Source organism: Devosia sp. Root413D1 (assembly GCF_001425235.1).
Taxonomy (GTDB): domain Bacteria; phylum Pseudomonadota; class Alphaproteobacteria; order Rhizobiales; family Devosiaceae; genus Devosia_A.
This window is the reverse complement of the sequence record NZ_LMEA01000001.1, coordinates 26,546-51,109: the sequence shown is the minus strand read 5'-3', so window position 1 is coordinate 51,109 and position 24,564 is coordinate 26,546. Positions and strand designations below refer to the sequence as shown.

Sequence of the window (24,564 nt, the reverse complement as noted above, 5' to 3'; positions counted from 1 at the left end):
CTGCGCTCGGGTCGTAGCGATAGTTGCCGTCTTCCCCGGACCGGGGCCATCTGCGATCAGTCCAGCATCCGCCGCATCCAGCACATCTGTTGCAAAGATCGACAGGACGCCCGGAACACTCCTACCGCGCGGAGCTATGAACTCGACCGGCAGCAAGAGGTAGGAAAGCTCGTTTCCCTTCCCCTCCGCCGTTGACCAACCCAGCATGAGGCTTGGCGTGCCTGTGAGCCGGGCTTTCCATGTCTCGACGTTTTCGGACATTTGTCGGCTCAGCGTTACCTACTCAAACAGGGCCCTTATCTGAGTGTACGGTACAGGGATGAAGGGTTGGGGACCCACATACCAGCCCACCGGCACCACCGTCTTGTTTGTGTCGATGTCGCGATAGGACGGCTCAGTCATGTGATCGTTGTCGAGAGGAACGATCACTGGGGCACCAGCCTTGCTGCCGACGAAAAAGAGGTACGGATCGCTCCTGAAGCCGTTCTGCCCTCCGGTCAGCGTGCACGCGGCGAAGTGGTACCCTTCAAGTTCCTTCCAGTTGCAGGTCGCAGAGCGGTATCTGGAGAACGGCAGACCGGAACCCGCTTTGACCTTGCCTTCATACGCCGCCTGAAGGGCGCGCGTGACCACGTGGGCGTCCCCATCCCCGGCAGCAAGAAGGTCGGCGTCTTCAATCAGCAGCCAGCCGCGCGCTAGTCCCTCGCAGCGTTGGTCCCATCGCTCCGCGCTGGCGATCGCCAGCCACTCCGTGGCAGGAACGCCAATGGCCTTCTCTGTCTGCCTGCCGATCGCTTCATCTCGTTCATTGATCCAGTCCATCTTCTCGTCGGTGCCTTCGATGCCAAACTTGTCGTCGGCCTCGCGAATGACGGCGATCGTCTTGTGGTACCCGTCGCAATAGGCCGACAGCGCGTCGGTCCCAAACTTGCTCGCTGCCACCGCGACCACTTCGGTGATCTCCTGCTCGATCTCGGTGGGGGCCACCGGTTCGGACTTCTTCTCCGATGCGGAAGCGACCTCGGCGCGCTTCGTTTGCCAAGTCGCGGGATCAGAGTAACCGGCCGCTTTCGCCGCACTCCTGTCAGACGCACTGAGGAACCCCTGATCTACAGCCTCGCGATCCACGACGGACATGGAAACGTTGAAGGTTGCCACGAAGGCGACGAAGCTCCCTGCGGCAATCAGCCAGCCGCGTTTCCTGCGTCCTCGAAAGAACAGACCGAGGGCGATGCCGAAGATGAAGGCGACGATCAAAATGAGTGTGAGTACGGCGAGGGCTGTTGACATGGCTTCCCAAGAGTTTGTGCGCAATTCGGCGAGGGTGGGCTCCTGCGGCGTTCGGCACCACAAGCCCTTGCCCACGAAAGCTAAATCATAGTCGTAGCGCTGATACGGTAGCATCCAAAAAACCGTAGTCTACCCCCATTTCGTCCCAACGATCCGTAGCCAAACTGCGGCATGGACATTCGTGAGCGGGTTGGACTTAGGGTTAGGGCGGCGCGGAGGGGGCAGGGTCTCTCCCAGAGTGAACTTGCCGCGAAGCTTGAGCGCAGTATCGACACAATCTCTGCGATTGAGCGCGGCATAAGCCTTCCCAATCTTGAGACACTGGAGGGGCTGGCAAGGGTGCTGGGCGTACCGCTCCGGGACTTCTTCGATTTCGAAGGGCAGGGTGCAACGCCAAAGCAGGAGAAGGCCCTTGCCGAACTGCTCACGCTGGCTCGTCAGATGTCCGACCGGCAACTCGCCCTGTGTCTCGAATTGGCCCGTGTGGTGGTTCGGGCGGACTAGGGAGGTGACGCGTCATCTACGCTTTCCTGCGCTGACGTCTGGCGCGGATCGAGATGACTGGGACGGATGCTTCGAACTGGTCGCTCGTGCCACCCGATCGTAAACGCGTTGTGGGTGAAGAACACCAGTGCGTGGTAGTCGATGCGAGCGTCTATGACTTCGGCGAGTGCGGTCTTACCGCTGATGCCGGAATGGAGGTCGTTGAACCGGGGTGCAACGATGCAGGCAGCGGCACCCTTGTGGCCATCGGCATCAGGATGGTCCCAGATGTGGCGGGCGTAGTTTTTGACATTCGCTGCACACTTGAGCCGGTGCTTGGCACCGAAAGCGTTCAATCGAGCCGATCGAAATCCCGATCGGATCACGATGGGGCCGACCAGTCGTTGAAGTGGCTCCAGCACGTCCTGACAGAGGCGTGTGCCTGTCTCAATCGCTAGGTCTGGGTGGTCCGGCACATTCGGTATGCCAAACGCTGCGCCAATCTCAGAGTAGAGGAACTGGCGGAGGTAGAAGTGCTCGGACAACCGCACCCGCCCCAGTTTTTCCAGCATCCAGAATGTCTCTCTCATAGACATTATGATGCAAAATCAATGTGTTAGCAGTGTGTCACGAGACGCGACCTCGAAGGAAACTCCTATTGCAGGTCAGCATTTTCCGCGAGTTGTAGGCCCAATTGCAATGGCCCCCCTGCGGGGTGATTTTGCAATTTACTGAACCAGCCGCATCAGGGCCGCGAGATGTCCGTCGATCTTCTGATCCACAACGGCAAGAGCTTTCCAGCTAGGTCTGCGCAGTTGGGGTAGGGACTGGTTGCCGTCGCCGGTCCGCACACGCCAAACCTTGCCTCGAATGATCTTGTGGATGGTGTTGGTACTTACGCCGTACCGTTTGGCCAGCGCTGCGCATCCAGCCTCCCGTGAGTGCCAGCGATAGTCCCGCCGAATGGCGCTGACCTGCTCCCACGTGAGCTTGGGCTCATACTTCAAGTTGGTTCTTCGGCCGACCATTACCCGTCGCTCCCGCTCCACAAGTGAGAGCAGTCTGACGGTCACTCGCATTTACGTACACCTGCCGTGGCGCCAAATTGGCCCCGGCTTGATGGTCCCTAGGATCAATCAGCCTTCCGGACTTGAAAACTATGAGCCTGCTCTATCTCGGCAGTGAACCGGTCTCTCTGTTGTTCCATCCACTCAATCTTGGGGAGTATGTCCTCAGGGGTCGGCTGGGGGAGCAGAGGATCGGTAAGCTCGGGAACCCGCAGGAGGTCGCGATAGTAAGTGATGTCCATCTCTAGTCGCCGCAACGCGTTCGTGAGCCGGCGAAGGTAGTACTCATATGGGGTGGGTCGGGGGCTCAGGCCCTCGGTGTGATCCCGATAGCCCCTTTCGTACTTGGCCGCCCGTTCAGGCGACAGCCACGGAAACTGGCTCTTGTGTGGTGTTACGGCAGCGCTGGGCTCTCGATTGCGGGACTTCTTGCCGTAGACGACTTCGTCGTGCGTCCATCGCTTTTTCAGGCGGCTCCGCAGCGTGTCCGGCTTCTGAGTGGTGGCGATGGCCCAGTCCATGAGGGACTTCGTCTCTCCCTGCACCGTAAGCCATAGGGTAGTTGACCGATTGTTGGCCTGCCCTGCCTTGTCGAGCCAATGACATTTTTCAGGGGAGTACTCGGGGTCGCCGTAATCTTTGCGGTCCACGGTGTGCTTCCGGCTAGGGCGGGGACCCATGTGGACCAAGAAGCTATCGAAGTCCTCGAAATCCGGGTGAACCGGGGTACCTTCGTCCTTGGCGCGCTGCTTCATGTTGCGCCAGCTATCGTAAGTTTCGGGGTACTTTTCCTTCAACTTCGTGGCCGTCAGGTTGACGGCATCCTTCACATGCTGGGCGACGGTCATAGCTAGACGATTTTCTGAGAACACGATGGTTCTCTTATGCACGATCGTTCGTTTAGAAAGGCTTGGCAGCCCGACGGCGCTAGGCGGCCCCTTCCTTTAGTATTCGGTAGACGGACGCTCGGCCAATGCCGCAACGCTTAGCGATCTCGGACGCGCCGATGCCCTCCTTGGACATCCTGAGCACATCGTCCGACTTCCGCTTCGCCGTGGGGGCGCGGCCCTTGTACTTCTTGTCAGCCTTGGCTTTGGCGATGCCCTCGCGCTGACGTTCCAGCATTATCTCCCGCTCAAACTGGGCTATTGATGCGAAGATGTTCAGCATCAGTTTGCCTTGAGCCGAACCCGTGTCGGCAACCCCGCCTCCGAAATCTAAGATACGAAGTGCAACTTCCTTCTCGGCTAGATCGTCCAAAATTTCCTGAAGGTTGACGACTGAGCGAGCCAACCTGTCGAGCTTGGTGACCACAAAGGTGTCACCTCTCCGTAGGAAGCGCACTGCGTCTGACAGTTTGCCGCGTTGACCGACGGAAGACACCTGCTCCACGAAAAGCTCATTTTCCTGAACTCCTGCAGCGCGCAGGTCCCGAATTTGGGCCTCCAGCCCAGCGACCTGTTCCGCCGTACTAGTTCGTGCATACCCCACAAGTGCCATAGGTCACTTCTTGTCTCAATGAACTCTTAGAAGTATAGAGACATGCACGCAAAAGGCAATGAGACATTCATGTGGGACAGCTATTCGAGCTAATTGCTGATCCCGTAAGACCCCGCCCCATTGAGACGCCGCGCTCAAAGGTTGCCGCGCTCTAAGGTTTGAGCAGCGCCTTGTAGCCGCCAGCACAAAAGACTGCGTCGGCCGCCAACGCCCTCAGGATGGCAACCTTCCAAAAGGAATGACCAAGTCGTGCTGCCACTCTGTCAGCGGTCGAAGCAAGATAGCTCGACACGGGGGCGCCATCTGGCAAACCTGCGCCCGCAATGTTGTCAGCGTGCTCTTCGAGGAACTCAACGATCTCAGACGCAAGCTGGGTTGGCACATCGACGGTTTCGAACTGATGGGCCATTCGCTTCTTAAGTAGGTCGCTGCCCAGCGCTGCATTCGCATCAAAGGCGATCTGGGCGGTCACCGAAGCGTTCTGTTGAATGGCTACAGTCAGGTATGGGACGTCCGGGACTATGTCGAGATACGGGTGTATGAAGGCCTTCTCTGGATCGGCAACTTGCCGATCTGATTTCTTCCCGTTGCACCCGCCGCAGTACGGTACCAGATTGATCGGCAATACTGAGAACTCGGGATAGTCGGTCTTAGCAAGATGATGATCTAGCTCGGTAGGTCTTGAGCCTCCGCAACTAGGGCAGCGATTGCCGACGAGCTTCTGCAAGCTCTGTCGAACCCCGTAAATTCGTTTACCTTTGTATGTCTGGCGGTAGGCGGTCTCGATCGGCTTTCCGGGCGCTCCAGAAAAGTAGCGGGACTTTCGAACCAAGTCCGGTCTTCCAAGGCACTTGAGATACCGCTCGAAGAGACGCTCAATAAGTGTTCGTGGCCGTCCCTTGAGTTCGTTGCCCGGACCTAACGCTTTATCCAGTGTTTCCATTGGCGGCGAAACGCCTGCCGCCTGAAAATCGAGAGTGCGCATTAGGACCGCCGGGCGATAGCAGAAGAAACGTAAGCTAGAGCCTGTCCTGACAGCGGTGCGCCGAGATGGGCCTCCAAGGCTTCGATGCTCCCATAGGTCGCTACCATCTGGTCAAGCACCTTGGTGTAGTCGGCTGCGTCCGGGTGAAGGCCGAAGATTTCTCTGGTAAGCGTTCCCGTATTCTCGCCGAAAGTCTCTATGTCCGGGCGTCGCGTTGCCTTAGAGGCTCCACCAATCCCGATGATCAAGACCTGACTGCTTAGCGTTTCTTGCGCAACGACGGGCGAATGCGTGGCAACAATCGCGTAAGACTGAAGGGTATCGAGGATGTTGCGCAATCCAGTCATTAGGGCCGCTAGCAGCGGCGGGTGCAGGTGTGTTTCCGGTTCATCAATCAACGCTAGACCACGCCGGTTCAGCGTAGCGGCTAGACTTGCCAGAAGATGCATAGCGATCTTGTGGCCGCTAGACAGCAGTCCGAAGACCTTTCGTGGGTCGTCCGCCAGAAAATGGTCAAGGACAAATCTTGCAGGGACGCTCCCGCGTTCGAAGCCCAATGGGAACGAAGGCTCCGACAATACAGGCAAGAGCGCTCTCGTGAGCATCGGCCATCGATTTAGCGACCTGACGGTTTCAATGCGTTCTGCAAACAGCGTTGCCAGTTGGTCTGGGGTGAGCAGCCGGGTCGGTTCGTCAGGGTTCTCAAATTTCGCAGCTACATCGCGTATTCCGCAATAGGTGTAGCGTCCTGTACCCTCACGTAATTGCCTAGCCACCTGCAAGGGGTCATCCCCGGTTAGCCTCGGGGGATCGAAGTCATCAAAAGAACTGTAAGAAACGGCAACGATGCTCGGGAAAGCTGGGCTACCGTCAATGACCCCTTCATCTCGAAGTTCGTCCCGGTCCCTTGGAGCCGCGTACGCGACGCGGGCGATCTGAGCTAGGAGGCGGGTCTTTCCAACGCCGTTGGCGCCGACAAGCACGGCCACGCGACGAGAGGGACCCGGATCGCCAAACCCTCCTATGTGGCCAGAGCCAAACTCAAACCGGATCGGTTCTCCGTCCGGCCCCGGCGTAAAGGCAAACTCGAAACCAGCCTCCTGAGGTAGGGGGCCGCCACTCTCAATGGTGTTTCGCGCCTCTCTATAAAACGTCTCGGCATCAGATCGATCGCGATTTAGGGAAACGCCATAGGCCTCAACGTCGGAGAACGAGGTTCTCAGGCTCTCATCCCGCGTCGCGTCCTTCAGCGCTGCAAGAACTTCAACGGCGTACTCGGCGCCCATCTCGATGAGGCGCTCGTAATAATCGATGCTGTTGCCCAGCGAGATGTATTCGTCCGGCAGGATGCCACCCGGCAGTTCCTCTTGTGGCAGCGGAACCTCGCCGACTTTCTGAGTTCTCGACAGAACTTTGACGTTTCCGATCTCGTGAAATGACTGGCCAAGCTGTCGGAACGCCGCATACAAGGTGCGGTATCCGTAGTCGTTCCAAGTGTTCCCAACTAGTATCAGGGCGTCATCGGCCTGAACCCGCGAGGGACGCCGGGCTGGCGGTTGAACGAAGATGCGCAAGTGAGGCCCCTGTGGTCTGACGCTGGCGCACTATCTACATACATCGCGTTGTTGTGCACAGCCCGTCGCTCTGTATTGCCTGAGTTACCGGAGGTGGTCAGCCACCACCGGGTTTCAATATGGTCACCTGTTTTTCGGCCCGAGCGTCCGCCGCGTGTCCGTCAGAGAGACCTCCAGAAACAAATGCCTAGAAGACGAGTATTTCCTTCGGTCGCAGCGGCTTTCGATCCCAATTCGACAACCGGACCGGTAATCCACCAGCCAAGGTTGCCTTTTGCCGGTGATCCTACATCGACAACTGCAACGTGCACTTTGTCTCCCGCCATGAGGAGATCAGGGGCGGACTGTTCAGATCGGTAGGGTGTTCACGCGGCCAATTCTTTTGATACCGAAACCGATGCGTGCGTGAGCTTTTGCAGCTTTGTTGCAGTTGCGGTATTTCCAACCAAAAGCGTCTTTGCTCGCGTGAGCCGTTCGCTCACCGAAGAAACGTCATCATCGTAGAGTACAATGACATGCCTCCAATAGCTTGAGACCCTGCGGCCATGTATGCGTTCCAGCGCTAGCTTGAGAAGCACCGGGCGGATAGGTCGTCTTATTCTGCTAAATGTCTTCGTGCCATCTGCCGCGCGGTGCCATTTCCTCAGAGGTCTCCAATTTTTGTCAGCCCACATTTTGTCCTGCTTGACCATTCTGAAGTTAATTACCAAAACAAATCGGCTCGGCGCTTCCCCTACTTTCAGTCCTCTTGCGACGTACTTGGCTAAGTCAGCTATTGGTCGCTGCGCGGCGTCAATCACCACCCATTCACTGTCATTAGTTGGTCCTTTCTGGACCGTCCTTTGACCGGGTATTGGACGACTGTCCGCCCTTGGGGCTTCACTCAGGTACTCGCGCACGGCCGCTACATCGACAATGGGCACTCCGCTCCCGGTTGTGGCAGATACGATTTCTTCTTTGCCTACGCCCAAGGCCTGCAAGGCTGCGGCTAGGGCTCTCGTATTCTTGCTCTCTCGGTGAAGAAGCTGGGTCCAGTAGTGGCCTTTCGGAGCGTTCGGATCAGCCGTCAGCCCGAACAGTGCTGTCTCGGGGCTTGCACCTTCAAATAGGTATGCAGTTTCGCCATCAATCTCGAACTTAGCGGCGTGGGAGGCCGGTCCGGCACTCTTAAGGATGTCGGCGATCGGCTTATGGATGAACAGGAGCGTTTCGCTGAGGCTCATTGGGCTTCTCTCCTCGTTCGCTGTATACAACCTTCGATATGGTGACTGTGAGAGCAATTGTCTCGTCATCGATCTTTCGGAGACCGGGAACAGGCGTCTCTCCCAATGTCCAGTATACCACCCCATTGGGGAGGACTTCTGAGGGTGGGACTGCCGTGACGAACTCGATGCCTTCACCGTCCGCGCACTCTATTCCAGCAGCAATACCGAAGCATAGCGGCATGCTGTAGGCCTTCACCTTAGGGAACAAGCCGCCCAGCCTCAGTGGTTTCCCCCAAATCTCGCTGGAGGCCTCCTGCTTCAAGACATCATCGTATCGCTGCTTGGGAGCCTTCTTCCTGTGAAACGGACCAAACTCAGACATGGATTTTTTTGACGCTCAGAGAGGGAGGTACTTGATTGCATGCCAGTACTATGCCGTCCCAAATACCAAGTTGCATAGCCTTAGCGCGGGAGGATTAAGGATCGAACTAAATCTCTCTTAACAGTTCGATTTGTGGAATTGCTGGGGGATAAAGGTGCGACAGATCGAGCCTCTCATACCGTATACGGTTCAGTTGCTGGTGCGCCAATTTCACCAAGTTGTCCGATCTGCCGTAGTGGTCAGACAAACCGCGTGATGACCATCCGCCGACACGCACAGCTATGTCATGACTGACCTCAGCGCGGGCCATTGCGCTCCGGAAGGTGTGCCGCAGGCTATGGAAGACTTTGCGCGTGTCTGTGACACCAGCAGTCGCCTTGTACCGGTTGAACCAGCGCGAGATGGGCGCTGCAATGTAACCGTGCTTATTTGGCTTGAGCGCTGGAAACAGCCGGGCGCTGCTGCCATCTGGCAAGCGCTTAGCAAACTCCCAAAAACCCAGACGAAGGAGTTCATCTACCAGCGGAATTGCCCGCTGTGCCGCCGCAGATTTCATCGACCGAACGACTTTGTCTTCCTCCCGATCGTCATAGTCGGTTTCGTCGCTGACATCCCACATGGTCACGATGCAAGGGACGCCGTCAAACTCCCGAACCTCTTTGCGAGTAAGCTGACATATCTCGGCAAGTCGCATGCCTGTGAACAGAGACACTATGGGAGCCCAGTATCGAGGATCATCGGGTAACTCATCCGGGGGCGGAGGCGGCTTCAGGCCACCATATTTGCGCGCCTCAGTCCGGTAGTTTGCGCCGAAGAGGATTGAGAGGTCGTCGTCTTCAAACTTCACCCGGCTCGGGGCCGTCTTGCCCGTGGGTTTTTCAGCCAGCCCGTGTGCGAGGTTCTTCTCTACAAAGTCCTCGGCTTCGGCCCATGCAAAGAACGCCGACAGGTTAGAGAGGTAGCCATACAGGGTGTTCGGACCAATCGGCTTCATGCCAAGGCGAGAAGCTTCGACGGCAACCTCCGGCGCACGAAGGCCCTTAAGCCGCTTGTTTTTCCGCCAGTTGGGCGGCAGGCGTCGCAAGATATCCTCGAAACGACTTGTGTCGTCGCGCGAAATTTCGGACATCGGTTTGTCCACGTTGAAACAGTCCTCGATGAGGCGCCATACGTAGTCGTATTTGCCCAGCGTCTTGTGATGCCGATCTGCAGTGGCCTTCCGAACAAGGTAGCGCTTGTAGACATCCCGCATGGAGACAAGTCGCCGAGGGGGCCGAGGCACTCGTTCTGGGGCGGCCGCGACGTCAGGTCGTGAACCTTCGGATTGGGCGAGCAGGGCGGCCACCTTAGGTCGCTCCGCCGGTTCTTGATCTCGGTCCCAGATGTTTTGCTCGGTCTCCCACTCCCAGATTTGCTGCTCTAGAAACGTACGCTCGGCCTTCATGAGGTAGCCACCGAGAGTGCTAGAGGTGTGCGCGTCAGCAACGAACCCGCTCGCTGAGAGGAGCCCTGCTGCGCGTGACATAAGGGCCCTCCTAAAAACGTCGCTACCGCTCGCGATGGCCGCAAGGTCTTCGCGCCAGTTCTCAACGATTTGCGACTGGTCGGCTGTGAGGGCCCCAAACTCGGCTTCAGCGCCCCTTGTCCTGTCGGAGTAGTATCTGCTGGCGATTTCCCGCAGGTGGTCGTCGGTTGCGATGGGCTCCTCCGCTGACATACGCGCGACAATCTCGGCTAGCTTGTTGGCGATGCTGCTGGCGGTGGCGAGATAGCGCCGCTCCGCTTCGGGTCGCTCGCCGGTCTTGAGTGACCGAATGATCACCCCTCGTACCGTTCCGTCTTCTTGAAGTAGCTCGCGCCAGTCGTGGAGCGGTGCACCGGGGTTCACTGATAGCCGGTTCCATCGCTCTCGGTTCGCGGCAATGCCGTTCCGCACGTCCTCTGGGACGCGTCTGCGATAGTAGAAAACCGATCCGCGAAGCACGAGGCCGGGATACTTGCCCATGTCGTCCATACCCAATGTGTAGCAGGGTTGTGGAGCAGTGAGGACAGAAAACGTTTGGATTTCAGAGGGTTTGAGCGGGATCAACGCTCTAGATCGAAGTGGTGGAGCTGAGCGGAATCGAACCGCTGGCCTCATCATTGCGAACGATGCGCTCTCCCAACTGAGCTACAGCCCCGCTTCGATGGCGCGCTTATTAGCCAATCCGCGCGCCGAGGACCAGTCCTTTTTTCAGGCGACGAGACGCTGGGCGACGAGGCTCCGGGCGGTGGCGACGGCGGCGTCGGGCCCGGGGATGGTGGGGCGGGCGAGCAGAAGGCGGCCGCTATTGCCGTCGACGCGCCTGACATGGCCGAGTTCGGCGGTGTTGGAGCCGATCTGCGGATCGAACAGGCCGATCAGCCGAACCACCCAGTTGGGCAGCTCGAAGCGCGGGGCGCGGGCAGCGACCTGGGGCAGCGCGGCGCGGAGCGCGGTGGCCAGCTCGAACAGGCTCATCTCGCGGTCGGCGAGGATGTGCCGCTTGCCGCCGGCGCCGGGGGCGGTCATGGCCGCCACCTGGGCGGCGGCGACGTCGCGGACGTCGATGATGGAAAAGCTCATCTTCGGCGCGGCCGGGATGGAGCCGTTGAGCAGCCGCTGCACGAGGAGGCCCGAGGTGCCGACATCCTCGTCGAGCAGCGGGCCGAGGATGGCGCCGGGATTGATGGTGGCGAGCCGGTCGCGGGCGCCAAAACTGTCGGCGACAGCCCAGGCTTCGCGTTCGGCACGCAGCTTCGATTCGGCGTAGGCGCTGACCTTGGGACTATCGGGATTGGTCCAGTCGGCAGTGGTGAAGGTGCGGCTGTAGTCGTCATGGCCATAGGCGATGGCGGCAATCGAGGAGGTGACGACGACGCGCTCGACGCCGGCGGTGAAGGCGGCAGTGACGGCGCGCCGGGTGCCTTCGACGGCAGGACGGATCAGGTCGTTCTTGTCCCTGGGCATTTCGAGCACGAAGGGCGAGGCGACGTGCTGCAGGTAGCGCACGCCGGACATCGCTTCTGCCCAACCCTTGTCGGCGAGGAGGTCGAGGGCGACGAACTCCAGCCGCGAGGTGTCTGCGCCATGGGCAGCGAGGGTTTTCCTCACCTTTTCGGCCCGCTCGAGGCTGCGCAACGAGCCGCGGACGGTGTAGCCTTGGGCGAGGAGTTGCAGGGCGACATGGCCGCCGAGAAAACCGGAAATGCCGGTGACGAGGACGCGGTCAGGCTGGTCGGACATTTGGGGTATCCCTCCGTTGAACTGAACGATATGTACGAATATCGTTCAGTTCGTTCAAGATATCGACGAAGGAAAATCGGCGTGGCGGAGATCGACAAGCGGGAGCAGATCCTTTCGGCGGCGCGGCGGCTGATCCTCAGGCAAGGATTGCGCGCCACCTCGATGGAGGCGATTGCGGCCGAGGCACGAGTGGCCAAGCCCACGCTCTACAAATATTTCGGCGACAAGAACGCGGTGTTCGAGGCGATCGTCGCCGAGCTGATAGTGGAGTTGCACGAGCGGTTCGTGGCGGCGCTCACCGGCGAGGGCACAGTGGTGGCCCGGCTGGCAGCGGCGCTGTCGGCCAAATACGAGGCGATCGATCGGCTGCTGGGGCAATCGCCGCACGCCGACGAACTCTACGACGAGCACGAAAAGGTACGGCCCGAGGTGCGGGCGACCGAGGACGTGATCGACGCGATGGTGGCTGAGGAACTGCGGAAAGCGGGGGCTGGACAGCCCGAACTACTGACCCGGCTGCTGCTCGATGCAGCCTGGGGGATCAAGCGGAAGGCGCGGGGCCCAGGGGAAGTGGGGCCGGGGATTCGGCTGCTGGTGGAGCGGCTGGTGGGGCCGGAGGTGCGAGGGTAGGGGGCGCGGAGAGTCTGTGCCCGAAACGTCCCCCCTCTTGCGATTTCTAAGGCTTAGCGACGGGCGCTAAGCCTTAGAAATCGCTTTCTCCCCCGCAAGGGGGAGATGAGGAGAGATCGAGCCTGGATCAGACGGTGGCCCAGGCGCCGGTTTTTTCGCTTTTGAACACCGCGTCGATGACCTTCATCGATTTGATGGAGTCCTCGACGCCCCATTCGAGCGATTTGTTGTCGAGGATGGCGCGGCAGAAGGCGTTGGCCTGCTCGGTGTACTGGTCGCAGGGCGGGATGATCTCGCGGCGGCTGAGGTGGCCATCGGGCGAATAGCCGTTGTCGATGATGATGGCGGTGGCGGTATCGGCCGGGGCGTTGAACGGGATCACCAGTTCGACGCGGCCCTTGGTGCCGATCAGCTCGAGCGACTGGTGATTGACCGACTGGGTGGAGCAGACGAAGCTTGCCTGCTTGCCGCCACCGAAATCGAGGATCACCGAGGCGAGGCGGTCGGTCTTCATCACCGGGTCGCGGTCGACCAGCGACACGGCGCGCTGCGGCTCCGCCTCGAACAGGAAGCGCGAACCGGTGATCGGATAGCAGCCGACATCGTAGATGCCGCCGCCGCCGATATCGGCCTGGTTGCGCACATTGCTGGGGTCGGTGAGGAAATACTCGAAGATGCCGCGCACGGTGCGGAGTTCGCCGAGCTCGCCAGAACGGGCGATGTCGCGGGCGCGGAGCCACTGCGGGTGATGGCGGACCATGAAGGCTTCATGAAAGACAATGTTCTTGGGCAGTTGCCGGAGTTGCTCGGCCTCTTTGGCGTTGAGCGCGATCGGCTTTTCGCACAGCACGTGCTTGCCGGCTTTCGCCGCGGCCAGGGTCATGGGCACGTGCAGGTGGTTGGGCAGCGGATTGTAGATGGCGTCGACGTTGGGGTCGGCGAACAAAGCTTCGTAGCTGCCATGCGCCTTGGCCTTGCCGGTCAAACCGAGTTCGGCGATGTACGCTTCGGCCTTCGCCACGTCGCGCGAGGCGACGGCGACCACTTCGCTCAGCGGCGACTTCATGATCGCCGGGGTGACCTTCTTCAGCCCGATATTGGCGGTGCTGAGGATGCCCCAGCGAATCTTCTTTTCAGCCATGATGTGTCTCCCTCAAGTTGCCCTATTGGTAGCGGATGGACAGCGTCGCTGCCATAAGACTTCCGCGAGTTTTGGCGCTGCAAACAAGGAGGAACCCGATGACGCTGACCTATCTGCAGACCGTACCGATCCTCCGCTCGTTCGATGAGATCAAGGCGCGGGAGTTCTATGTCGACTGGCTGGGCTTCACGGTGGATTGGGAGCATCGGTTCGAGCCGGGAATGCCGCTCTATATGCAGGTGAGCCGGGATGGCATCGTGCTGCACCTCTCCGAGCACCATGGTGACGGCTCGCCCGGCGTGCATGTACGGGTGAACTGCACCGGGGTCGCCGAGCTGCAGGCGGAGCTGATCGCCAAGCGCTACAAGAACAACCGGCCTGGGCTGGAGCGGCCTGAATGGGGCGGGCTCGAATGCACGGTGATCGATCCGGTCGGCAACCGGATCACGTTCGCCGAGGCGGATAGCGCCTGATCGAGCCGTTGTCGCGAGGCGGCGACAGGCATAGGCTGTTTGCCAGTTTGGCAGGGGGCCCCAAGGGAGGTTCCGATGAGGAGACGTGGCATTCTGCTGCTGGTTGCGGCGTTCGGCATAGCGATGCCGGTGCTGCCGGCGCTGGCGCACCATGGCTGGGCGTGGACCGAGGAGGGGTTCTTCGAACTCACCGGGACAGTCAAATCGGTATTCGTCGGCAACCCGCACGCGACGCTCGACCTCGAGGTCGAGGGCGTGGTCTGGCGGGTGGAACTGGCGCCGCCGGGACCAACCATGGCCTCAGGGTTCACCGAGGATACGGTGAAGCCGGGCGATGAGGTGGTGGCGCTGGGCAATCGGTCGCTCGATCCGAACGAGAAGCGGATGAAGGCGGTGCGCATCACCGTGGGCGGCAAGGCCTACGATATCTATCCCACCCGTGTGCCGGCCAACTAGGTGGAGACGCTGCTCGGCAGTATCGAGCAGCTGGCGCTGATCAAGGCGCTGAAGACCTCGTTTTTTGCCTATCCGGTGGTCAACGCGCTGCACATCCTGGCGGTGGGCGGGCTGGTGACCAGCGTGATCCTGATGGATCTCAGGGTGATCGGGGTGATCCGGAGCATCGACGAGCAGCCGTTCGTGCGGCTGCTGCGGCGGGTGGCGCTGGGTGGCTTCGGGCTGGCGGTGCTGACCGGGGCGCTGATGTTCGCGGTGCGAGCGACGGACTATGCCGGGATGCCGCTGTTCTGGATCAAGCTCGGGCTGATCTTTGTCGCGGGCCTGAACTTTCTGGCCTTCAGCCTGCTGAGGGTCGAGGGGGCCAGGCGGGTCCTGGCGGGGGTGTCGATCGTCTTATGGCCGACGGTGCTGCTGGTGGGGCGGTTCCTGGGGTTCGTGCTCTGAGGTTCAGCCGAGCAGCAGATTGAGCGCGATGGCCCACATCACCAGCGCGATGACGGCTTCGAGCAGGCGCCAGGCCTCGGGCCTGGCGAAAAGCGGGCGCAGCCAGATGGCGCCATAGCCCAGGGCGAAGAAGAACAGGAACGAGCCGAGGATGGCGCCCAAGGCGAACCAGACCTCGGCGCCGGCGAACTGGGTCGACACCGTGCCGAGCAGCACCACGGTATCGAGGTAGACGTGCGGGTTGAGCCAGGTGATGGCGAGGCAGGCCAGCAGCGTCGCCGCGAGACCGCGTGGACCGGCCGAGGCGCCGACGCTCAGCGCATTGCCGGCCCGGAGCGCCGAGAGCAGGCTCCTTGCCCCGTACCAGACGAGGAAGGCGGCGCCACCGTAGCGCATCACCGGATCGAGCCAGGGCAGCCAGCTCGCGACCTTGCCGAAGCTGGTGACGCCAAGGGTGATGAGCACCGCATCGGACAAGGCGCAGGCAAGGCTGACGGCGAAGACGTGCTCATTGCGCAGGCCCTGCCGCAGCACGAAGGCGTTCTGCGCGCCGATGGCGACAATCAGGCTGAGGCCCATGCTCAAGCCGGCGAAGAAGATTGGGAGATTCATGGAGGTGCCGTAGGTGGCGCGGCTGGCTCAATCCAGTTAACTTTCATCACCTGGAATTAGCGGAACTAAGCCGATGATCGATTATCCCGCGGCGCAGGCGGTGGCCCTGGTGGTGGAGACAGGCAGCTTCGAGCGGGCGGCGCGGGCGCTGAACGTCACACCCTCGGCGGTGTCGCAACGGGTGAAGCAGCTCGAGGAGCGGCTGGGGGTGGTGCTGATCGAGCGCGGCAACCCGTGCACGGCGACCGAGAATGGCGCCTGGCTCTGCGGGCATATCGCGCATGTCGGGGTACTCGAGAGCGAATTGATGCAGCAGATGCCAGGGCTCCGGGGGGAGACCGAACGGCGCGTGACGATCAGCATCGCGGCGAACGCGGACAGCGTCGGGACCTGGTTCCTCGGGGCGATCGCGCCGTTTACGCGCGGCAGTGAGTACCTCGTCAACATCGCCATCGACGATGAGGGACACACGGCGGAGTGGCTGGAGCGCGGCCGGGTGCTGGCGGCGGTGACCTCGTTCGGCGAGCCAGTGCGGGGCTGTCGGGTTACCCCACTGGGCGTGCTGCGGTACCAGGCCACGGCGAGCCCGGAGTTTTGTGCGCGCCACTTCGCCGATGGGGTGACAGCGGCAGTGCTGGCCCAAGCGCCGGCGCTGACCTTCAACCACAAGGATCGGCTGCAGCAGGACTGGGTGCGGCAGGTGACCGGCGAGGCGGTGGTGTTTCCGACGCACTGGCTGCCCTCGACGCAGGGCTTTGTCGACGCCTCGGTGGCGGGGATCGGCTGGGCGCTCAATCCGGTGTCACTGGTGGCGGGCCATCTGAGTGCCGGCCGGCTGATTGAGATCGTGCCTGGGGCGACGCTGGATGTGCCGCTGTTTTGGCAGGTGAGCCGGTTCGCGGCGGATCGGCTGCCCGAGCTGACGCGAAGCGTGGTGGCGGCTGGGCGGCAGGAGTTGGTGCAGTGAGCGTGGTCCGCCGGCTTCGGCTTATGCGACCTGTCCCGCGGCCCAGCCGGAGGCCCAGGCCCACTGGAAGTTGTAGCCGCCGAGCCAGCCGGTGACATCGACGGCTTCGCCGATGAAGTAGAGGCCGGGGACGGAACGAGCCTGCATGGTGGTCGAGTCGAGGCCGTCGGTGTCGATGCCGCCCAGCGTCACTTCGGCGGTGCGGTAGCCTTCCGAGCCGGTGGGCTTGATGGTCCAGCGCCGAAGCGAGTCCTCGATCTTCTGAAAACTCTTGTCGCTCATGTCGCCCATCATGGTGGTGATGCCGATCTCTTCGGCCAGCATCTGGGCGAGGCGCTTGGCGAGGTGCTGCGACAAGACGGTCTGCAGCTGCAGTTTTGGCGAGGTGCTGCGCGCCTCGCGGAGGATCTCGCCGAGGTTGCCATTGGGGAACAGGTCGATGACGATGGCGTCGCCCTCACGCCAGTAGCTCGAGATCTGGAGGATCGCCGGACCCGAGAGGCCGCGATGGGTGAAGAGCATGGCTTCGTCAAAGCTCTTCTTCCCCACCGAAATGCGGGTGGGGTCGACGGCGATGCCACTCAGCGGCGCGAGGCGCTCGAGGATGCGCGGCTCGAAGGTCAGCGGCACCAGGGCAGGGCGGGTCTCGGTGACCTGCAGGCCGAACTGGGTGGCGAGCTGATAGGCAAGACCAGTGGCGCCCATCTTGGGGATGGATTTGCCGCCGGTGGCGACGACCAGCGCTTTGGCGATCAGCGTTTCGTTCGCGGTCATCACGGTGAAGCTGCCGTCGGCGTGGCTGACGCCGTCGATCTCGGTGTCGAGCAGCAGGTTACCCCTGGCCTTTTTCAGCTCGCTGAGCAGCAGGTTGACGATCTGCTGGCTCGAGCCATCGCAGAACAGCTGGCCCAGGGTCTTTTCGTGGAACGGGATGGCGTACTGGTCGACCAGCGCGATGAAGTGTTCCGGCGTGTAGCGCGACAGGGCGGAGAAGGCGTAGCGCGGGTTGCTGGAAAGGAAGCGGTCGCGGCCGGCTTTCACCGTAGCGTTGATATTGGTGAAGTTGCAGCGCCCGCCGCCGGAGATGCGGATCTTCTCGCCGGCATTCTTGGCGTGGTCGATCACCAGCACCGAGCGGCCGCGCTTGCCGGCTTCGATGCCGGCCATGAGGCCAGCCGCGCCGGCGCCGAGGATGATCACGTCGTAGGTTTGCATGGGGTGGGGATGGCGGTTTTCCGCGGGCGATGCAAGGGGGAGCCAGTCGTGGCAATCAAACTCGATGTCATCCCAGCGAAAGCTGGGACCCAACTCGCAGCCGGAACCAGCGGATAGGTGGACGATGTCCGTGGGTCTGGCCGCCCCCTCCACCATGCTGCGCATGGTCCCCCTCCCCCGCCACGCGGGGGAGGATGAGCGTAGGCGATGTCCTATAGGTGATTGACTATTTGCGATTTCGGCGTAGAAACGCGGCGCCGGACAAGAGGATCGGGTTGCGGGATGCGCAAGACCCACCACATCACAATGACCAAAGCGGAGACCAAGGGTCTTCGTGGTGTCGTTGTTTCGGCGACCAAAACCACCAAAACCCCCTGAGCCGATCCCCGGGCAACTCCCGCCGGGGAGCGGCCGGATGCCGTGTGCCGCGGACCGAGCCGGTCCAGCGCGGGGGAAATGAAGGCAAAGAGGACTTTCCAAAATGGGTTATCGCGTCGCCGTCGTCGGGGCCACAGGCAATGTGGGCCGGGAAATGCTCAACATCCTCGCCGAGCGGAAGTTTCCCGCCTCGGAAGTGATCGCCTTGGCCTCCGCCCGCTCGCAGGGCCAGGAGATCAGTTTTGGCGACAAGCGGCTCAAGGTACAGAACCTCGAGCATTTCGATTTCAAGGGCGTCGATTTCGCGCTGATGAGCGCCGGCTCGGCCATCGCCAAGGAGTATGGCGAAAGGATCGGGGCGACCGGCTGCATCGTCGTCGATAATTCGAGCTTCTGGCGCTACCACGGCGACGTGCCGCTGGTGGTGCCGGAGGTCAATGCGCATGTGCTCGACGCCTATATGGCGCGCAACGACCGCAAGAACATCATCGCCAACCCGAACTGCTCGACGGCGCAACTGGTGGTGGCGCTGAAGCCGCTGCATGACCTTGCGACGATCAAGCGGGTGGTGGTCGCGACTTACCAGTCCGTTTCGGGCGCCGGCAAGGAGGGCGTCGACGAGCTGTGGGACCAGACCAAGGGCGTGTTCGTCAACGACAAGCCCGAGCCCAGAAAGTTCACCAAGCAGATCGCCTTCAACGTCATTCCACACATCGATGTGTTCATGGAGGATGGCTATACGAAGGAAGAGTGGAAGATGGTGGCCGAGACCAAGAAGATCCTCGACCCTAAGATCAAGCTCACCGCCACCTGCGTGCGCGTGCCGGTGTTCGTCGGCCACTCCGAGGCAGTGAACCTCGAATTCGCCAACCCGATTTCGGCTGACGAGGCGCGCGAAGCGCTGCGCGAGGCGCCGGGGATTTCGGTGATCGACAAGCGCGAGGCCGGCGGCTACGCCACGCCAGTGGAGGCGGCAGGCGAGTACGACACCTATGTCAGCCGCATCCGCGAAGATGTGACGGTCGAGAACGGCCTGAGCCTCTGGGTGGTGAGCGACAACCTCAGGAAGGGCGCGGCGCTCAACACCGTGCAGATCCTCGAGACGCTGGTCGAGCGCAAGCTCGTGGAGAAGAAGGCGGCTTAGGCTGCTGGCCGGGGCTGTCGCTCCTCGCTTCGCGTCGGATCGGCGATGCTGCCGCATCGCATACCCCTCATCCGGCGCTGCGCGCCACCTTCTCCCTTAAGGGGAGAAGGTGCCCGACTGAGAGTCCTCGGGTCTATCGCCTTCTCCCCCTGAGGGAGAAGGTGCCCGAAGGGCGGATGAGGGGTATCACATCGCATGGCGATGTGCGGTCCGAGCAGTAGCGAGGAACGCCATAACCGCCGCAGGAACCGTCCGATGCCCATCCGTCATATCGTTCTCGCCCTCTCGGTCGCTGTCGTCTGGGGGCTGAGTTTTGTCGCCATCCGCTGGGGCGTCGACGAGGTGGCGCCGTTGCTGCTGACGGCGGTGCGCTACATCTTTGCGGCCTTGCCGGCGGTGTTCTTCGTCAAGCGGCCGGCGGTGGGGTGGCCGCTGCTGATCGGCTATGGCCTCGCCATCGGCGTCGGGCAGTTCGGGCTGCTGTTCCTTGCCATCAAGCTCGGCATGCCGGCCGGCCTGAGCTCGCTGGTGATCCAGCTGCAGGTGTTCTTCACCATCTTTCTCGCCTTCGCCTTCTTCGGCGAGCGGCCTGGCCTCGCGCAACTGGGCGGGGCGGCGGTGGCGCTGGTGGGCATCGGGGTGATCGCGGTCGACCGGCTCGAGGGGGCGGCTTTGCTGCCGCTGCTCCTGACCATCGCCGCGGCTGGCTGCTGGGGCCTTGGCAACATGGTGGGGAAGGCGGCGGGGCGGATCGACATGCTGGGGTTCGTGGTGTGGTCGGCGCTGATCCCGCCGATCCCGCTGCTGCTGGCCTCGCTGCTGCTCGATGGGCCAGGGGCAATCCCGCTGGCGCTGTCGCACCTGACCATCAAGGGAATCGGCTCGATCGCCTTCATGGCCTATATCGCGACGCTGTTCGGCTTCGGCGCCTGGGCCTGGCTCCTGAGCCGCTACAATACCGGGCAGGTGGCGCCGTTTGCGCTGTTCGTGCCGGTGGCGGGGATCGCCAGCGCGGCGCTGTTCCTTGGCGAGGCGATCACCGGGGTCGAGATCATCGGCAGCGTGCTGGTGTTTGCCGGGCTGCTGCTCAACGTGTTCGGGCCGCGGTTGTTCAAGCGGGCGCCGGCATGATCACGCTGCGGCAGGCGAGGGAGGCGGATGCGGCTGATATTGCGGCGCTGTTCGCGACGTCGCGGCGGCTGCTGACCTTCCTGCCGGACCTCCACACCGTCGAGGAGGACCGGGTCTACGTGCGCGACAAGGTGCTGCGCGACTTCCGAGTGACGGTGGCGGAGCGAGATGGGGCGATCGTCGGCTTCATGGCCGAGCTCGAAGGCTGGATCGAGCATCTCTATGTCGATGCGGCACAGCTGCGCTCCGGCGTCGGGTCGGTGCTGATCGCCGATGCGCAATCGCGCAACGAGGACCTGCAGCTGTGGTGCTTCGCCAATAACCTGCGCGGCCGGGCGTTCTATGAGCGGATGGGGTTCGAGGCGGTGAAATTTACCGATGGCGCGCGCAATGAGGCGCGCGCGCCGGATATTCTGTATCGGTGGGAGCGGGAGTTTGGCAGCGGGTGAGGGGTGCTGCGCGTGGCCCCCCTCCACCACCCTTCAAGCGATCACACGTCCGGCCGGTAGAAGTCGCCGTCGTCGTTCATGACCCAGAGTTCGCCGGTCGAAATGTCGAACCAGGCGCCGTGGATAGCGAGTTTGCCTTCGTCCTCGAGGCGCTTCACATAGGGAAAGGTGCGAAGGTTGTTGATCGAGTTGCGGATCGAGAAGCGCTCCAGCATGGTCTGGCGCTCCTTGTTGGTCAGCAAGGTGTATTTCGCGACTTCGTCGGAGACCGGGGCCAGCATGGCCATCCACTTGCCGATAAAATCGCCCTGCGCCAGCGGGCCGGTATCGGGGGCGAGGGCCGCCTTGATGCCACCGCAGCGGCCATGACCCATTACCACGATGTTGGAGATTTCGAGCGCGGCGACGGCGAACTCGATCGCTGCCGAGGTGCCGTGCTGCCCGCCATCAGGCTGGAATGTCGGCACCAGATTGGCCACGTTACGCAAGACGAACATCTCGCCCGGTCCGGCCGAAAAGATCGTCTCAGGTGCTGCGCGACTGTCGCAGCAGGCGATGATCATGGTGGTCGGGGATTGCCCCTGATCAGCCAATTCCCGGTAACGGCCCTGTTCGGGGTCGTAACGGTCGGACATGAACGACTTGTAGCCGTCGAGCAAAAATGCTGGAAACCGATCCATACCGCAGCGGATTAGCGGTAAGTGGACGCAATTTCAATCGCCCGGGGCAAAGAGGGCGAGCAAAAGGAGTAGTGCATGTTGATCTATCGGTTCCTCTCGGGGGAGGACGATTCCGCCTTCTGCCATAAGGTTACCAAGGCGTTGAGCGATGGCTGGGTGCTGCACGGTTCTGCCAGCTATGCGTATGACGCAATGAACAAGAAGATGGTCTGCGGCCAGGCGGTGACCAAAGTGGTCAGCGACCAGCCCTATGACCCGGATAAGAAACTGGTCGACTACGTCTAGCCGCTTTTGATTATCGCGTTTCCGACGTGGGAATGTCGGAAGTGCTCTAAATCTCGCCGTTCAGGTGGATGCGCCGCAGGGCCTCCATCTGGGCGGCAACGGCTCCCGGTCCGCCGCGATCGCGGGCCTCGCCGGTCGCCGCCATCTGCGGATCGACCGGCTGGTACTTGCGGCTCCAGCGGCTGATCTCGGCCACGATCGGCAACAGCTCGATTCCCATCTCGGTCAGCGAATAGATCGCCTTCAGCTTGTGGGCGGGATCGCCGGCGCGCGTCAGCACGCCCGCATCGACGAGCTTCACCAGCCGGTCGGCAAGGATGTTGGTGGAGATACCCTCGTCGGAGGCGAGGAACTCGCGGAAGTGCCGCTTTCCCGCAAACATCATGTCGCGGACGATCAAGAGACTCCATTTGTCGCCGAACACCTCGAGACCGAGGTTGATCGGACAGCCGGAACGGTGGGGAGAAGGCGAGGCGTTTTCCATGGTTGCAAAATACAATCATTGGTTGTAAAACGCAATCACTTGCAAAACGCAATCATTGGAGGAAGAGATGGCGACGTTCGTGATCGTGCATGGAGCGTGGACGGGGAGCTGGTCATGGGTGCGTGTGATAGACCGGCTGCGGGCGCGGGGCCACAAGGTGCATGCGCCGACGCTGAGCGGGCTCGCCGAACGCTCGCATCTCAACCAGCTGCCGATCAATCTCAGCACCCATATCGACGACATCGTCAACGAGGTGCGGTGGAACGACCTCGAGGACATCGTGCTGGTGGCACATTCCTATGGCGGGATCGTCGCCACCGGGGCGGTAGAGCGGCTCGGCAAGAAGGTTCGCTCAATCGTCTATCTCGATGCCTTCGTGCCCGAGGACGGACAGGGGTTCACCGATTTCGCACCGGGCTGGGAACTGAGCGGTCAACTCACCGAGTCGCCGCCCTCTTCGCCGGGCGACTACCTCGACGAGGCGGATCGCGCCTGGGTGGAGAGCAAGGCTTCGCCGCAGCCGACCGCGACGCTGACCGAGCGGCTGAAGGTCACAGGCGCCTACAAGGCGGTGCCCAGGAAGACCTATATCGTCGCCACCGGCTGGAACGGTTTCCAGGGCATCGCGGATGGGTTCCGCAATCAGCCCGAATGGACGGTTCGCGAGGTCAAATGCGGCCACGATGTGCCCGTCGACAAGCCGGAGGAACTCAGCGGACTGCTCGAGGAGGCGGCAAGATGAATGTACATATCGACAGCTTTACCGAGGCGTTCCTCGGCGACGGGGCGTTCGTGCCGACTGTCGCCGACGCGGTGGTGGGGCCAAGCCGGATCGCCGGACGCGGGCTGTTCAGCAGCCGGGCGCGCAAGGCCGGGGAGCTGCTGGCCGAACTCGATGGACAACTGGTCGAGTGGGAGCGGTTCCCTGAGGTGCTCGAGACGCTGGAATGGAACGCGGTGACGCCGAAGCTGCTGCTGGTCCGGCCGCTGAGAACCAGCTACGGGCTGATCAACCATTCGTCCGACCCCAATGTGGTGATCGACCCGGACGGGCGACACATGCGATGCGGCCGGGCGGTGGAGCTGGGCGAGGAATTCACCATGGATTATTTCGCGCAGCCGGTGCCTCAGGCCTATCTGGCGCTGCCGGAGGCGAGGGTGCTGCGGGGAGAGCTGTAGCGGGTGTGTGGCCTAAACCGAACATGAACGATGGGTTCAAGGCGGGTTCGGGCAGGCGGGGCTAGAAGGGGACAACAAACGCGCTGGGATGCGCCAGGTTTTTGAGGTCCCGAAATGCAGATCAAGCTGATTGTCGCCGCCGCCGCACTTGCCGCCCTGGCGCTGCCGCTCGCGGTGTTCGCCAGCCAGCCGCAGGACGGGACTGTCAAGCCGGCGCCGTCGCTGGCCAAGGCGCAGATTCTGTCGATGCTGATGCTCGATCCGCGCGAAACCGGCGCCGAGTTCACGGTGAAGCTGCCCGAGGGCTATGCAACGCTGGACGTGGATGCGGACCCGTTCGTAACGAACTGAGCTTTCGCTGCTCCAACCCCATACTCGGTGTCACCCCGCGAAAGCGGGCACTCTGTTTTCTGTGCGTGCCGCAAGCTCCCAAACGGAGGTTCCCGCTTTCGCGGGAATGACCCGGTGGGTGGGGCGGATCCCGGGGACATCCCCCTCAGAGTATCCCCTTCAACCTCACATGCTGCAGCAGCATGATGGTTTTGGCGTCGGCGATTTCGCCTGATGCGATCATCTCGAGCGCGGCGTCGATGCCGAGTTCCAGCACTTCGATGTCTTCGCCTTCATGCTCGAGGCCGCCGCCGGCCGAGACTTTTGAGTCCGCGTCGTATTCGGCGAGGAACAGCGAGAGCTTCTCGGTGACCGAGCCGGGGCTCATGTAAGCGCTCATCACCAGCTCGACGTCGTGGACGCGGTAGCCGGATTCTTCCTCGGCCTCCTTCTTCGCGGTGGTCACCGGGTGGTCGCCGTCGAGCTTGCCGGCCACGACCTCGATGAGCCAGCCCGGGTCGCCACGCGTACCCAGGTCGCCACGCGTACCCGGGTCGCCACGCGTAGCGTGTTCGCCATGGGCGAAGACCGGGAAGCGGAATTGGCGGGTGAGGATGACGGTGCGCTGGGCGCGGTTGTAGAGCAGCACCCCGGCGCCATCGCCGCGATCGTAGGTTTCGCGCTCCTGGCGCTGCCATTCGCCATTGCGGCGCTTGAGCTCGATGGTGGTTTTCTTCACCAGGCCCCAGTTGTTCGACAGCACCTGTTCGCCGAGCACCCGTACTTTTTCGTTCACGTCATCTCTCCTCCGG

28 protein-coding genes and 1 tRNA gene are annotated in these 24,564 nt (G+C 61.8%); 13 read left to right on the top strand and 16 right to left on the bottom strand.

Annotated features, from left to right (window positions below; genetic code table 11):
- Positions 1-279: 279 nt before the first annotated feature.
- Entirely contained in the window at positions 280-1,404 is a 1,125-nt protein-coding gene (locus ASC89_RS00285; protein ID WP_055993695.1) for a hypothetical protein, read from the bottom strand.
- A 57-nt stretch (positions 1,405-1,461) separates the two neighbouring features.
- On the opposite strand from ASC89_RS00285, the gene ASC89_RS00280 reads away from it, so the two are divergent.
- Positions 1,462-1,794 (top strand): helix-turn-helix domain-containing protein, encoded by a 333-nt coding sequence (locus tag ASC89_RS00280; RefSeq protein WP_055993692.1) that lies wholly within the window; start codon positions 1,462-1,464, stop codon positions 1,792-1,794.
- On the opposite strand, the gene ASC89_RS00275 is transcribed toward ASC89_RS00280, so the two are convergent.
- The 9 genes from ASC89_RS00275 to ASC89_RS00230 form a co-directional block, all read right to left on the bottom strand.
- A complete protein-coding gene (locus ASC89_RS00275; protein WP_055993689.1) occupies positions 1,791-2,345 on the bottom strand; it encodes a hypothetical protein in 555 nt (184 codons plus the stop codon). The genes ASC89_RS00280 and ASC89_RS00275 overlap by 4 nt on opposite strands.
- Before the next feature lie 560 nt (positions 2,346-2,905).
- The gene (locus ASC89_RS00265; RefSeq protein ID WP_055993683.1) at positions 2,906-3,688 is read right to left on the bottom strand and encodes a hypothetical protein; all 783 of its coding nucleotides are present in this window, start codon (positions 3,686-3,688) and stop codon (positions 2,906-2,908) included.
- A 79-nt stretch (positions 3,689-3,767) separates the two neighbouring features.
- Positions 3,768-4,340: a recombinase family protein gene (locus ASC89_RS00260; protein WP_055993680.1), complete on the bottom strand. Its 573-nt coding sequence runs from the start codon at positions 4,338-4,340 to the stop codon at positions 3,768-3,770.
- Positions 4,341-4,491: 151 nt separating this feature from the next.
- Entirely contained in the window at positions 4,492-5,325 is an 834-nt protein-coding gene (locus tag ASC89_RS28325; RefSeq protein ID WP_156384437.1) for a hypothetical protein, read from the bottom strand.
- Complete coding sequence (locus ASC89_RS00250; protein ID WP_156384436.1) at positions 5,325-6,899, bottom strand: AAA family ATPase; 1,575 nt, start codon at positions 6,897-6,899, stop codon at positions 5,325-5,327. The genes ASC89_RS28325 and ASC89_RS00250 overlap by 1 nt, the downstream gene beginning before the upstream one ends.
- 365 nt (positions 6,900-7,264) lie before the next feature.
- Positions 7,265-8,122: a hypothetical protein gene (locus tag ASC89_RS28320; RefSeq protein WP_156384435.1), complete on the bottom strand. Its 858-nt coding sequence runs from the start codon at positions 8,120-8,122 to the stop codon at positions 7,265-7,267.
- A 470-nt stretch (positions 8,123-8,592) separates the two neighbouring features.
- Complete coding sequence (locus ASC89_RS00240; protein WP_162247886.1) at positions 8,593-10,575, bottom strand: tyrosine-type recombinase/integrase; 1,983 nt, start codon at positions 10,573-10,575, stop codon at positions 8,593-8,595.
- Between the two features lie 15 nt (positions 10,576-10,590).
- Positions 10,591-10,666: transfer RNA gene (locus tag ASC89_RS00235), tRNA-Ala, on the bottom strand.
- 53 nt (positions 10,667-10,719) lie between these two features.
- Positions 10,720-11,751: an NAD-dependent epimerase/dehydratase family protein gene (locus ASC89_RS00230; RefSeq protein ID WP_055993666.1), complete on the bottom strand. Its 1,032-nt coding sequence runs from the start codon at positions 11,749-11,751 to the stop codon at positions 10,720-10,722.
- A gap of 81 nt (positions 11,752-11,832) precedes the next feature.
- Between ASC89_RS00230 and ASC89_RS00225 the strand changes: the two genes are divergently transcribed.
- Entirely contained in the window at positions 11,833-12,381 is a 549-nt protein-coding gene (locus ASC89_RS00225) for a TetR/AcrR family transcriptional regulator (RefSeq protein ID WP_055993662.1), read from the top strand.
- 127 nt (positions 12,382-12,508) lie between these two features.
- On the opposite strand, the gene ASC89_RS00220 is transcribed toward ASC89_RS00225, so the two are convergent.
- Positions 12,509-13,522 carry a Gfo/Idh/MocA family protein gene (locus tag ASC89_RS00220; protein ID WP_055875473.1) on the bottom strand — a complete coding sequence of 338 codons (1,014 nt, stop codon included), beginning with the start codon at positions 13,520-13,522 and terminating at the stop codon, positions 12,509-12,511.
- A 98-nt stretch (positions 13,523-13,620) separates the two neighbouring features.
- Between ASC89_RS00220 and ASC89_RS00215 the strand changes: the two genes are divergently transcribed.
- The 3 genes from ASC89_RS00215 (at position 13,621) to ASC89_RS00205 (ending at position 14,898) form a co-directional block, all read left to right on the top strand.
- Positions 13,621-13,995: a glyoxalase superfamily protein gene (locus tag ASC89_RS00215; RefSeq protein ID WP_055993660.1), complete on the top strand. Its 375-nt coding sequence runs from the start codon at positions 13,621-13,623 to the stop codon at positions 13,993-13,995.
- A 75-nt stretch (positions 13,996-14,070) separates the two neighbouring features.
- Positions 14,071-14,451, top strand: coding sequence for a DUF6152 family protein (locus ASC89_RS00210; RefSeq protein ID WP_055875479.1), 381 nt, complete (start codon positions 14,071-14,073; stop codon positions 14,449-14,451).
- A complete protein-coding gene (locus ASC89_RS00205; RefSeq protein WP_055993657.1) occupies positions 14,452-14,898 on the top strand; it encodes a hypothetical protein in 447 nt (148 codons plus the stop codon). It abuts the gene before it with no gap.
- 3 nt (positions 14,899-14,901) lie between these two features.
- Here ASC89_RS00205 and ASC89_RS00200 read toward each other — a convergent pair whose 3' ends face one another.
- Entirely contained in the window at positions 14,902-15,510 is a 609-nt protein-coding gene (locus ASC89_RS00200) for a LysE/ArgO family amino acid transporter (RefSeq protein ID WP_055993654.1), read from the bottom strand.
- Between the two features lie 73 nt (positions 15,511-15,583).
- Between ASC89_RS00200 and ASC89_RS00195 the strand changes: the two genes are divergently transcribed.
- The gene (locus ASC89_RS00195; protein ID WP_055993652.1) at positions 15,584-16,477 is read left to right on the top strand and encodes a LysR family transcriptional regulator ArgP; all 894 of its coding nucleotides are present in this window, start codon (positions 15,584-15,586) and stop codon (positions 16,475-16,477) included.
- A 21-nt stretch (positions 16,478-16,498) separates the two neighbouring features.
- Here ASC89_RS00195 and ASC89_RS00190 read toward each other — a convergent pair whose 3' ends face one another.
- Entirely contained in the window at positions 16,499-17,692 is a 1,194-nt protein-coding gene (locus ASC89_RS00190; protein ID WP_055993649.1) for an NAD(P)/FAD-dependent oxidoreductase, read from the bottom strand.
- A gap of 481 nt (positions 17,693-18,173) precedes the next feature.
- On the opposite strand from ASC89_RS00190, the gene ASC89_RS00185 reads away from it, so the two are divergent.
- The 3 genes from ASC89_RS00185 (at position 18,174) to ASC89_RS00175 (ending at position 20,794) form a co-directional block, all read left to right on the top strand.
- Complete coding sequence (locus ASC89_RS00185) at positions 18,174-19,214, top strand: aspartate-semialdehyde dehydrogenase (RefSeq protein ID WP_055875494.1); 1,041 nt, start codon at positions 18,174-18,176, stop codon at positions 19,212-19,214.
- A gap of 255 nt (positions 19,215-19,469) precedes the next feature.
- On the top strand, positions 19,470-20,345 hold the full coding sequence (locus ASC89_RS00180) for an EamA family transporter (protein ID WP_055993646.1): 876 nt from the start codon (positions 19,470-19,472) through the stop codon (positions 20,343-20,345).
- Positions 20,342-20,794, top strand: a complete 453-nt coding sequence (locus tag ASC89_RS00175) for a GNAT family N-acetyltransferase (RefSeq protein WP_055875500.1) — start codon at positions 20,342-20,344, stop codon at positions 20,792-20,794. Before ASC89_RS00180 ends, ASC89_RS00175 begins: the two co-directional genes overlap by 4 nt.
- Positions 20,795-20,835: 41 nt before the next feature.
- Here ASC89_RS00175 and ASC89_RS00170 read toward each other — a convergent pair whose 3' ends face one another.
- Entirely contained in the window at positions 20,836-21,474 is a 639-nt protein-coding gene (locus tag ASC89_RS00170; protein WP_055875503.1) for a carbonic anhydrase, read from the bottom strand.
- 75 nt (positions 21,475-21,549) lie between these two features.
- On the opposite strand from ASC89_RS00170, the gene ASC89_RS00165 reads away from it, so the two are divergent.
- On the top strand, positions 21,550-21,759 hold the full coding sequence (locus tag ASC89_RS00165) for a DUF1737 domain-containing protein (RefSeq protein ID WP_055875506.1): 210 nt from the start codon (positions 21,550-21,552) through the stop codon (positions 21,757-21,759).
- Between the two features lie 46 nt (positions 21,760-21,805).
- Here ASC89_RS00165 and ASC89_RS00160 read toward each other — a convergent pair whose 3' ends face one another.
- Positions 21,806-22,258 carry a winged helix-turn-helix transcriptional regulator gene (locus tag ASC89_RS00160; protein ID WP_407065050.1) on the bottom strand — a complete coding sequence of 151 codons (453 nt, stop codon included), beginning with the start codon at positions 22,256-22,258 and terminating at the stop codon, positions 21,806-21,808.
- A gap of 52 nt (positions 22,259-22,310) precedes the next feature.
- Between ASC89_RS00160 and ASC89_RS00155 the strand changes: the two genes are divergently transcribed.
- The 3 genes from ASC89_RS00155 (at position 22,311) to ASC89_RS00145 (ending at position 23,773) form a co-directional block, all read left to right on the top strand.
- Complete coding sequence (locus ASC89_RS00155) at positions 22,311-22,985, top strand: alpha/beta fold hydrolase (RefSeq protein ID WP_055993640.1); 675 nt, start codon at positions 22,311-22,313, stop codon at positions 22,983-22,985.
- Positions 22,982-23,422, top strand: coding sequence for an SET domain-containing protein-lysine N-methyltransferase (locus ASC89_RS00150; protein ID WP_055993637.1), 441 nt, complete (start codon positions 22,982-22,984; stop codon positions 23,420-23,422). The genes ASC89_RS00155 and ASC89_RS00150 overlap by 4 nt, the downstream gene beginning before the upstream one ends.
- 114 nt (positions 23,423-23,536) lie before the next feature.
- On the top strand, positions 23,537-23,773 hold the full coding sequence (locus ASC89_RS00145) for a hypothetical protein (protein WP_055875516.1): 237 nt from the start codon (positions 23,537-23,539) through the stop codon (positions 23,771-23,773).
- Between the two features lie 145 nt (positions 23,774-23,918).
- Here the strand turns inward: ASC89_RS00145 and ASC89_RS00140 are convergent, their stop codons facing one another.
- Entirely contained in the window at positions 23,919-24,548 is a 630-nt protein-coding gene (locus ASC89_RS00140) for an NUDIX domain-containing protein (protein WP_055993635.1), read from the bottom strand.
- Positions 24,549-24,564: the final 16 nt, after the last annotated feature.